Annotated in this window: 9 protein-coding genes and 1 pseudogene; 4 read left to right on the forward strand and 6 right to left on the reverse strand. The window is 66.8% G+C overall.

Going from position 1 to position 10,457, the window contains the following annotated elements; translation table 11 throughout:
* Positions 1–406: IS200/IS605 family transposase (gene tnpA / locus QOC69_RS13490; protein WP_526440242.1), on the forward strand; the 406-nt coding region annotated here is incomplete at its 5' end.
* A gap of 76 nt (positions 407–482) precedes the next feature.
* Here tnpA and pcrA read toward each other — a convergent pair.
* On the reverse strand, positions 483–2,789 hold the full coding sequence (pcrA, locus tag QOC69_RS13495; protein ID WP_526440244.1) for a DNA helicase PcrA: 2,307 nt from the start codon (positions 2,787–2,789) through the stop codon (positions 483–485).
* A gap of 200 nt (positions 2,790–2,989) precedes the next feature.
* Here pcrA and QOC69_RS13500 point away from each other — a divergent pair, with 200 nt between their 5' ends.
* A complete protein-coding gene (locus QOC69_RS13500) occupies positions 2,990–3,304 on the forward strand; it encodes a chorismate mutase (RefSeq protein ID WP_526440247.1) in 315 nt (104 codons plus the stop codon).
* A gap of 99 nt (positions 3,305–3,403) precedes the next feature.
* Here the strand turns inward: QOC69_RS13500 and QOC69_RS13505 are convergent, their stop codons facing one another.
* Complete coding sequence (locus tag QOC69_RS13505) at positions 3,404–5,116, reverse strand: enoyl-CoA hydratase-related protein (RefSeq protein ID WP_526440249.1); 1,713 nt, start codon at positions 5,114–5,116, stop codon at positions 3,404–3,406.
* Between the two features lie 44 nt (positions 5,117–5,160).
* A complete protein-coding gene (locus QOC69_RS13510; RefSeq protein WP_526440251.1) occupies positions 5,161–6,609 on the reverse strand; it encodes an NAD-dependent succinate-semialdehyde dehydrogenase in 1,449 nt (482 codons plus the stop codon).
* Positions 6,610–6,658: 49 nt separating this feature from the next.
* Between QOC69_RS13510 and pgi the strand changes: the two genes are divergently transcribed.
* Entirely contained in the window at positions 6,659–8,326 is a 1,668-nt protein-coding gene (gene pgi, locus QOC69_RS13515; RefSeq protein WP_526440253.1) for a glucose-6-phosphate isomerase, read from the forward strand.
* Here the strand turns inward: pgi and QOC69_RS13520 are convergent.
* The 3 genes and pseudogenes from QOC69_RS13520 to QOC69_RS13530 all read right to left on the reverse strand — a co-directional run bounded on the left by QOC69_RS13520 (position 8,327) and on the right by QOC69_RS13530 (position 9,833).
* Positions 8,327–8,751: pseudogene (locus QOC69_RS13520) on the reverse strand (hypothetical protein). It abuts the gene before it with no gap.
* Positions 8,726–8,989 carry a helix-turn-helix transcriptional regulator gene (locus QOC69_RS13525; protein ID WP_526440259.1) on the reverse strand — a complete coding sequence of 88 codons (264 nt, stop codon included), beginning with the start codon at positions 8,987–8,989 and terminating at the stop codon, positions 8,726–8,728. The pseudogene QOC69_RS13520 and the gene QOC69_RS13525 overlap by 26 nt, the downstream one beginning before the upstream one ends.
* Before the next feature lie 94 nt (positions 8,990–9,083).
* Entirely contained in the window at positions 9,084–9,833 is a 750-nt protein-coding gene (locus QOC69_RS13530; protein WP_526440255.1) for an SDR family oxidoreductase, read from the reverse strand.
* A gap of 38 nt (positions 9,834–9,871) precedes the next feature.
* Here QOC69_RS13530 and QOC69_RS13535 point away from each other — a divergent pair, with 38 nt between their 5' ends.
* The gene (locus QOC69_RS13535) at positions 9,872–10,435 is read left to right on the forward strand and encodes a chorismate mutase (RefSeq protein ID WP_526440257.1); all 564 of its coding nucleotides are present in this window, start codon (positions 9,872–9,874) and stop codon (positions 10,433–10,435) included.
* The last annotated feature ends 22 nt before the right edge of the window (positions 10,436–10,457 follow it).

Raw genomic sequence — 10,457 nt, forward strand, 5'->3', positions numbered from 1 at the left:
AACCCAGACCTACCGTCACGCACCACACAGCGTGTCCCTGCCGCAAGCGCATCTGGTGTTCGTGACCAAATACCGGCGCGACGTGTTCACCGACGCCATGCTCACCATCTGCGAGCACACCATACGCACCGTCTGCGACGAACTCGCCGTGGAATTCATCGAGTCCAACCGCGACACCGACTACATCCACTCATGCCCTTTCCACCCACCCCGGCCATCAACACCCTGGTCCAACGGCTCAAAGACCGCACCCGCCAACGCCGTGCGCCGCGAGTTCACCAGCGCCTGCGCCCGCGCTCGCATGCTCCGACACCCCTGGTCCCCGCCCTACTCCGCCGTCTCCTGCACAGGCGCACCGCTATCGATCATCAACCAGTACATCGGCGACCAAGCCCGACCACCCTGACGTCAGGCCGCCCCCGCCGACAAACGTGACGGGCCAACCCCGGCCCAAAAGCCGACGCTTGCGCCCAAGATTCCGGTCAGAGCTTCTGCACCGGCGCGTGGTTGTGCATGAGCTTGACCCGTCCTGCGCTGCCGAAGTCGATGAGCGACATCGCCGACTCGCCAACGCCCGACACCTCCTCGACCCGGCCAAGCCCGTACTTGTCGTGGTTGACGCGATCGCCCGGTTCGAGCACCACGAGGGGACGCTTGCTCGCCAAGCCCCGCGTCGGCGCAGGACGGGGCGCGCCGAACCGTCCCGCTCCGCTCACGGGAGCGCTGAACGACGACGGGGTCTCCACGCGTCGCCAGTCGATGAGCTCTTGCGGAATCTCGCGCAGGAACCGGGATTCGGGGTTGAGCATCGGCTGGCCCCACGACGAGCGCACCTTGGCGCGACTCAGGTAGAGCCGATGGCGCGCCCTGGTGATGCCGACGTAGGCCAGCCGCCGCTCCTCGGACAACTCGGCGGGGTCGCCCAGCGCCCGCATGTGCGGGAACATGCCGTCCTCCCAGCCGGTGACGAAGACGACGGGAAACTCCAGACCCTTGGCGGTGTGCAGGGTCATCATGGTGACGACGCCCGCGCCGTGTTCGGGTAGTTCGTCTGCGTCGGCCACCAGCGACACCCGCTCCAGGAACTGGGCGAGGACACCGGTGTCGGGGATGTCCTCGTCCAGCGGCTCGTCCGACTCTTCCCGCAATGCAGCGGCATTGGCCAGATCGATGCTGAATTCGTGTGCGACGCTGACCAATTCGTTGAGGTTGTCGAGACGAGCCAGATCCTGTGGGTCGCTTGAGGACTCGAGCTCGCGACGGTAGCCGGTGCGGTCGAGCACCGCCTCAACCAGATCGCCCAGCTCGTCGTCCAACCGTCCCCGCAACTCGTCGAGCATCTCCACGAACGCGGCGATCGCCTTCTCCGAGCGGGTGTTCAGCATCGGGACCTTGCCCGCGGCGGCGGCCTGCAGGGCGTCGTTGAAGCTGGCGCCGGTGTTCTCGGCGTAGACGGCGACGCACGCCTCGGCCCGGTCGCCGATGCCGCGCCGCGGCGTGTTGAGGATGCGCCGCATGCTCACCGCGTCGCCGGGGTTGTCCAGCACGCGCAGGTAGGCGACGATGTCGCGGATCTCCCTTCGCTCGTAGAACCGAACGCCGCCAACGACTTTGTACGGTATGCCCGCGCGGATGAAGACCTCTTCGATCGCGCGCGACGAGTTGTTGGTGCGGTAGAACACCGCGACGTCGTTGTAGGTAATGTCGCCGCGATCGGCCAGCACATCGATCTCTTGGGCGACGAAGCGGGCCTCGTCGTGCTCGTTGTCGGCGACGTAGCCGACGATGAGTTCGCCTTCGCCTGCGTCGGTCCACAGCTGCTTCTCACGGCGACCGGCGTTGCGGGAGATGACGGAGTTGGCCGCCGACAGGATGTTCTGCGTGGAGCGGTAGTTCTGTTCCAGCAGAATCGTGGTCGCGTTCGGGTAGTCGCGCTCGAAGTCCTCGATGTTCCGGATGGTCGCGCCGCGGAACGCGTAGATGGACTGGTCCGCGTCGCCGACCACGCACAGTTCGCCAGGTGGGACGTCACCGTCCTGCAGATCGTGTCCGACGAGTTCACGCACCAGCATGTACTGCGCGTGGTTCGTGTCCTGGTACTCGTCGACCAGGATGTGCCGGAAGCGCCGCCGATAGTACTGGGCGATCTGCGGAAAGGCCTGCAGCACAGCCACCGTCTCGCCGATCAGGTCGTCGAAGTCCAGCGCGTTGGCGCCGCGCAGTCTCCGCTGGTACTCGCCGTACGCCTCGGCGACGATGCGTGCCAGGTCCTCCTCCGCCTCCGAGGCTTCGGCCGCTGCCTGCTCCGGGCCGATCAGCTCGTTCTTGAGGTTGGAGATCCCGTTGGACAGCAACCGCGGCGAATACCGCTTGGTGTCGAGCCCCATGTCCTTGCCGATCATCAGCAACAACCGGCGCGAGTCGTCGGCGTCGTAGATCGAGAAGTTGGAGTTCAGGCCCGGCAGCAGCGACGCCTGGTTGCGCAGGATGCGTACGCACGTGGAGTGGAACGTCGACACCCACATGGACCTGGCCCTTGGGCCGATCAGCTGCACCACCCGCTCGCGCATCTCGGAGGCGGCCTTGTTGGTGAAGGTGATGGCCAGCACCTGCCCGACGCCGACGTCGCGGGCGGCCAACAGATAGGCGATGCGGCGGGTCAAAACCGCCGTCTTGCCGGAGCCCGCGCCCGCGACGATCAGCAGCGGGGAGCCCTCGTGCAGCACCGCCAGGCGCTGTTGTGGGTTGAGGCCCTCGAGGAGCTGATCAGTCTCGGTCGCGATCGTCATATCGTCCCTAAACTTACCGCTGACCAGAGACACTTTGCGCCGACGCGGCCCTTGGTGGCACACTCGATCTCGTGCTCAACCAGCAGGGACGATTTTTTTACGGGTACCGGCCTGCGGTGCCCGTGGTCTAGCTGCTTCCCAGAGCCCCGCGGTCCGCTTCCGGATCCGGGGCTCGTCTCTTGTGTGAGGCCCGAAATCGGATGAGACCAGACCCTCCACACACCGAGAATCAGGAGCCACCAATGTCTACTCCAGCATCACTGGACGCCGAAGAGCTCGACATCGACGATCTGCGTCAAGAGATCGATCGGCTCGACGCCACGATCCTCGCCGCAGTCAAGCGCCGCACCGAGGTCTCGCAGGCGATCGGCAAGGTCCGAATGGCCAGCGGCGGCACCCGCCTCGTGCACAGCCGCGAGATGAAGGTCATCGAGCGCTACAGCACGCTTGGCCCCGAGGGCAAGGACCTGGCGATGCTGCTGCTTCGCCTTGGCCGCGGCCGGTTGGGCCACTGAGCGACGCGTGCGGAGCGAACATCCGGCACTGAGCGACACTTGCGGAGCGAACATCCGGCACTGAGCGACGCTTGCGGAGCGACATCCGGCACTGAGCCCTCACGGGTATGGCGCCAACTGCCACATGTCTCGCAGTGTGTTGTCGTCGATGAAGTCGTCGAGGTCGGTGCGGTCGCCGGACACGACGAGGCCGTCGGTGGCGGGACGGAATCGATTCTTGTCGACGAAAGCGCGGCGGGCGGCGGCGAATCCGTGCGAATCGTCGTACACGTCCCGAGCCATTTCGGCGAGCTCCAGGGACTCGTGGTAGTCCAACGGCCGGTCAACCGGGATGCGGGAGTAGATGATGCCGCGCCATGCCGCCGGGTCGGTGTAGCGGTCGGCCACGTCATCCAGCCATTCACCGAACTCCAAGGGGTCGGCGGGGCCGACCAGGTCGACCAGCCCGACCGCCGCCGCGCGATCGGTGCTGATCGGAAGCTTCGCCGACAACAACGTCGCCGCCCCCTGGTGTCCCACCCGGTGCGGCAAGGTCAGGGTGTGCAGCTCTGAGCCGTACAACCCGATGTCGTAGTACGGGTTGAGCATCACCCCGCTGCGCCCGACGACGACGTCGGCGCCGAGCCCGAGCATGACGCCGCCTGCCGCCGCAGGCCCAGTGAAGGCGGCGATGGTGATCTGGTCCTTGATCTCTATCAACGCGCGGCACACCCCGTTGATGGCCTGGATGTTGTCCCATGCCGCCGTCGCCGGGTCGGCGGCGTATTCGATCTCGCCGAGGTGGATGCCAGTGCAGAACACCTCGGGTCCGGATCGCAGGACGAGTACCTGGGTGTCCTGCTGCGCCGCGCAACGCAGCGCGGACTCCAGTCGCAGGCACTGGTCGACCCCGGCGGCACCGTTGTAGAACGAGAAGGTCAAGTGCCCAACCGCACCTTCGCGGCGGTACCAGATGTCCTGGTGGCCAGCCTGCGCGACTGGCACATCCGCGACGGGCAGCACCGTCGTTGCGGGGAGTTTGATGCCACCGACACGTCTGGCCTGCCCGATCCACACCGCTCCCGATCCGGTCGCGACCAGCACGTTGCCGCGCCAACGGCCGATGATCTCGCCGGGGGCACCGACACCGGTGCTGGACCGCGCGTCGAACACGCTGACGTCGTGACCGGCGAGCACGGTGCGGACACCGGGAAACCCGTCGGCCGCGCGGATCCGGCGCACGATCGACTCCGAATCGGTTGCCCAGTCGAACCGGCGACCGGCTTGGTTGAGGACGGGCCGTCTCGTCGTACCAGGGACGGGGCGGGTGGCCTCCCGCAACGGGGTGGGCCGGAAGGCGGGATCGCGCGCGCGCGCGATGACGTCGAGCGCGCAGGCCACGGCGGCCGCCGTCACCGGCCCGCCGTACAGGGCGGATTTTCGGGGCGGGTCGGCGGGCATGGGGAAGGTGTGGCACGCCCAGATCGGGCCTGCATCGAACTCTTCGACCGCGCCGACCGCGGTAACGCCCCAGACCGGTTGAGCGTCGAGGATCGCGCGGTCCAGGGAGGACGGGCCCTGATCCCCCACCGGTCCCGGATGCAGGATCACGGTCGGCCAGTTCCGCCACACCTCGGAAGGCACCCGCTCCTTGAGGTACGGGCACAACACCAGGTCGGGCTCTGCGGCGAACGCGGCCGCGACGACGCTCGCCGGGCCGTCATGCACCGAGACCGCCACGTGGTGTCCACGCGCACGCAGCTCATCCCACACGCGCTGCGAGAGCCCGTTGAACGCCGACACCACCAGCAGTACGCGCACGGCTACCTGCACTGCTCCATGGGCACAGCTTGCCCCCAAATGTGACGCCAGGAGCGTTAGTTGGTCAGAGCGATGTACTTGGTGTCCAGATACTCCTCGATGCCCTCCGAGCCACCTTCACGGCCGAAGCCCGACTGCTTGACACCACCGAAGGGCGCCGCGGGGTCGGAGATCACGCCGCGGTTGACGCCCACCATGCCGGCCTCGATGGCCTCGGCGACGCGCAGCGCACGGTCCAGACCCTGGGTGTAAATGTAGGCGGCCAGGCCGTACTCGGTGTCGTTGGCCGCGGCGATGCCCTCTTCCTCGGTGTCGAAGCCGATGACCGGTGCGACGGGCCCGAAGACCTCCTCCTTGAAGATGCGCGCGTCTGCGGGCACCCCGGCCAGCACTGTCGCGGGATAGAAGTGGCCTGGCCCGCCCGGGGCGACGCCGCCCACGGCGACGGTCGCACCCTTGGAAACCGCATCGGACACCAGGTCCTCGACGGTCGCGACCTGCTTGGCGTTGACGAGCGGGCCCAGCGTCGACGACTTGTCCAGCCCGTTGCCGAGCGTGAATTCGCTCATCCGCTTGACCAGCTTCTCGGTGAACTCCTCGCGCACCGCGTTGGCGACGTGGAAGCGGTTGGACGCGGTGCACGCCTCGCCGCCGTTGCGCATCTTGGCCAGGATCGCGCCGTCGACGGCCGCGTCGACGTCGGCGTCGTCGAACACGATGAACGGGGCATTGCCGCCCAGCTCGAGCGACAGCCGCAGCAGCTTGTCGGAGCTCTGCTTGGCCAGCGCCTTGCCCACGCCGGTCGACCCGGTGAAGGTCAGCTTGCGCAGCCGCCCGTCGTCGATCAGCGCAGTGGTCAGCGCGCCGGGGCCGCTGGTCGGCAGGATCGACAGCACGCCCTTCGGCAAGCCGGCCTCGTCCATCAGCTTGGCCAGCAGCAGCATCGTCAGGGGCGTCTCCTGGGCGGGCTTGATGATCATCGTGCAGCCCGCCGCGATCGCAGGCCCGATCTTGCGGGTGCCCATCGCCAGCGGGAAGTTCCACGGCGTGATGGCCAGACAGGGTCCGACCGCCGACTTGGTGACGATGATGCGGCCGGTACCCGCCGGGCTCTTGGTGTAGCGGCCGCCGATGCGGACCGCCTCCTCGGAGAACCAGCGGAAGAACTCCGCCCCGTACTTCACTTCGCCCATGCTCTCGGGAAGCACCTTGCCCATCTCGAGGGTCATCAGGGTGGCGAAGTCCTCGGCGCGGTCGGTGATGGCGTCGAAGACGGCGCGCAGAATCTCGCCCCGCTCCCTTGGCGGTGTGGCCGCCCATTCGGACTGCACGGCGGCGGCCGCATCGAGCGCGGCAATACCGTCTTCGGGGGTGGCATTCGCGACGCTGACCAGCACCTCATCGGTCGCGGGATTGAGCACGTCAAATGTGGAAGAGCCTGGGCGCTCTTCACCACCGATCCACAGGCCGGTTGGAACGGATGACAGGAGCTTGGCGGTGTCCATACATAGATCATTTACTCCTTCGAAAGGCTTGCCGCACTAGGGTCGGGGTATGTCTGCCGATACCGTTCAGATTCCCGACATCTCCACTACGCCGGCGTGGAACGCGTTGGTCCGCCATCACGACCAGATCGGCGCCAAACACATCCGCGAGCTCTTCAACGAGGACCCCGAACGCGGCCGCGACCTGACGCTGACCGTCGGCGATCTGTACATCGACTACAGCAAGCACCGGGTCACCCGCGAGACGCTGAAGCTGCTCGTCGACCTGGCCAAGGCGGCCAATCTCGAGGGTCGCCGCGACGCCATGTTCGCCGGCGAGCACATCAACACCTCGGAGGACCGGGCCGTGCTGCACACCGCGCTGCGGCTGCCCGAGGGCGCCGAGTTGGTGGTCGACGGCCAGGACGTCGTCGCCGACGTGCACGCCGTCCTCGACTCGATGGGCGCCTTCACCGACCGGCTGCGAAGCGGCGAATGGACGGGCGCGACGGGTGAGCGCATCAAGTGCGTCGTCAACATCGGCATCGGCGGCTCGGACCTGGGTCCGGTGATGGTGTACCAGGCGCTGCGGCATTACGCCGACGCAGGCATCTCGGCGCGATTCGTGTCCAACGTCGACCCCGCCGACCTCGTCGCCAAACTCGACGGACTCGACCCCGCCACAACGCTTTTCATCGTCGCGTCGAAGACCTTCTCTACGTTGGAGACCCTCACCAACGCCACCGCCGCCCGGCGCTGGCTCACCGATGCACTCGGTGACGCCGCGGTGTCCAAGCACTTCGTTGCGGTGTCGACCAACAAGCGGGCCGTCGACGACTTCGGCATCAACACCGACAACATGTTCGGTTTCTGGGACTGGGTCGGCGGCCGCTACTCGGTGGACTCGGCGATCGGCCTCTCGGTGATGGCGGTGATCGGCAAGGAACGGTTCGCCGAGTTCCTTGCCGGCTTCCACGTCGTCGACGAGCACTTCAAGACCACGCCGTTGGAGGCCAATGCGCCTGTGCTGCTTGGCCTGATCGGGCTCTGGTACAACAACTTCTTCGACGCGCAGGCGCGCGCGGTGCTGCCCTACTCCAACGACATGGCCCGCTTCGCGGCGTACCTGCAGCAGTTGACGATGGAGTCCAACGGCAAGTCGGTGCGGGCCGACGGCTCGCCGGTGTCCACCGCCACCGGCGAAATCTATTGGGGCGAACCGGGAACCAACGGCCAGCACGCCTTCTACCAACTGCTGCACCAGGGCACCAAGCTGATCCCGGCCGACTTCATCGGGTTCAGCCAGCCCACCGACGACCTGCCCACCGCCGACGGCACCGGCAGCATGCACGACCTGCTGATGAGCAACTTCTTCGCGCAGACCCAGGTGCTGGCGTTCGGCAAGACCGCCGAGGAGATCGCCGCGGAGGGCACCCCCGCCGACGTCGTCCCGCACAAGGTGATGCCCGGAAACCGGCCAACCACTTCGATTTTGGCGACCAAGTTGACGCCGTCGGTGGTGGGCCAGCTGATCGCGCTCTACGAGCACCAGGTGTTCACCGAGGGTGTGATCTGGGGCATCGACTCGTTCGACCAGTGGGGTGTGGAGCTCGGCAAGACCCAGGCCAAGGCGCTGCTGCCGGTGATCATCAACGACAGCTCGCCGGCCGAGCAGTCCGACAGTTCGACCGACGCGCTGGTGCGCCGCTATCGGGTGGAGCGGGGCCGCAGCGACTAGCTACTCGGGGTCGGGATCTGACCGGGTCCAACCGAGAATCATCGCCGGCATGCAGCCGCCGACAATAACACCGTGAGCGCCATCAGCCCTCCGGCGTAGGCCATGTCGACGTCGGTGCCCCGCGTCAGCACCGAACCGATGATCAGGTAGCCGATCGGAACCAGCATCAGGTTCTGCGTCACCGTCAGCCCGATCGAGCGCGCGCTGTTGCGCTGTTGAACTTCGAACTCGTCGAGCGTCTCCTGCGGGGCGTCGCCCTGCCGTCCCGACACGATCTGCAGTGCCAATACTCGACGCCGACCCTGGTTTCGCCAACCGGGAAGCGCATTCGCGTAGGTGCGCTCGTTCTTCAGGAATCGTCGGGTGCGATAGGCCTGGTATCGATCGAGGAGTGCGGGCTCAGTCTGTTGCGTGGAGTTGGACATCTGCATCGCTTCCTTCCGTTCGCGTCTTTCTTCCGTAGAGCTCGGCGGACAGCGGGGCGAACGCAGCGCGAGAGAAGACCGCCTCGACCGGCAGGCCGAAGACATCGCAGATCCGAAACGCGAGATCGAGACTTGGGAAGTGATCGCCTCGTTCCAGAGCGCCCACGGTCTGCGGATTGACGTTGATCAACGCCGCGAGCTCTGCTCGCGTCATCCGCCGCTCGCCGTAAATTGCGATTTTGGCGCGTAAACGTTCGCTCTCTCAGCGAGCTCAGCGAGCGAAAACGCGCCGAAATCGCAGGGAGGCAGAGGAGGGGTGAGGATGGGTGGGGTCAGGCGAAACGCTGGGTGAAGCGCGGCGGCAGCACCTTCAGCAGCTCCACCAGCGGCCACCACGGCCAGGCAGGCACGACGGCGCGGCCCTTCTCCTTCTCGATGGCGTCGACCATGGCCTTGACGCCGGTCTCGTTGTCCACCATGAGCATCGTGGTGCCCGACTTCGCCGTCATCTCCGATTCGATGTAGCCCGGCTCGAGCACCGTGATCTTGATCGGCCCGGACGGATACTCGGCGCGCAGCGACTCGCCGAGCGACGTCACCCCCGCCTTGCTCGCGGCGTAGGCGGCCTTGGTCCCTGGCACGCCCTTGTTGCCGAGCACCGACGACACCAGAACCAGGTGCCCGGCGCCCGCCTTCGTGAACATTTCGAGCGCCGTCTCGATCTGGATCAGCGCCGACACCAGGTTGGTCTCGATGGTGGCCTTGTTCGCCCAGGGCTTGCCGCCGCCGAGCTTGTAGCCCTTGCCGATTCCCGCGTTGACGATGACGCAGTCGATTCCGCCGAGTTCGTCGCTGAGCTCGCCGAACACCTTCGGCACGGCTTCGTGGTCGTTGACGTCGAGCACGGCGACGGCCACCGTGATGCCGGGGTGCCGGGCCGCCAGTTCGGCCTTCAGCTCCTCGAGGTTGTCGGTGCGGCGCGCACAGAGCGCGAGGTCACGTCCCTTGGCCGCGAACTGGCGGGCCATGCCCGCGCCAAGGCCCGAGCTGGCGCCGGTGATGAGGATCTTCTGCCGAGTCACGGAGGACAGCGTAACCAGGTGGAGGATGATGGGTCACCGTGAGGCATACCGTCCTGTTCCTCGCCGGAACCGTCTTGACCGGGCTGATCGGCACCGCCCCCGCCGCGCACGCCGACGACCCAAGCCCCCTGTACCGCTTGGTGGACACCGCGGCTCAGCGATTGCAGACGGCGGACCCCGTCGCCGCGTTCAAATGGGTCAAGGGCGGTCCGATCGACGATCCGCCTCGGTCTCGACAGGTGGTGGATTCGGTCGGCGCCGATGCGACGAAGCAGGGTATCGACCCGCAACCCGTACGGACGATCTTCACCGACCAGGTGCACGCCACCGAGGGCATCGAGTACACCCGCTTCGGCCAGTGGAAGCTCGACCCCGCCGCCGCGCCGACGACCGCTCCCGACCTGTTGGCGTCACGCGCCGCCATCGACGGGTTCAACCACCAGATGGTGACCGAGATGGCGCTGCACTGGGATTCGCTGCGCGGCCCCGAATGCGGTCAGCAACGCGACGACGCCGTGCGCGCGGTCGTGATGGAGCGCCAACTCGATCCGCTGTACCAACAGGCGCTGACGTTCGCGACCCACTCGTACTGCTCGTCGTGATCACTTGAGCAGCTTGGACATC

Origin of the sequence: Mycobacterium sp. (genome assembly GCF_032162105.1) — a bacterium.
GTDB lineage: Bacteria > Actinomycetota > Actinomycetes > Mycobacteriales > Mycobacteriaceae > Mycobacterium.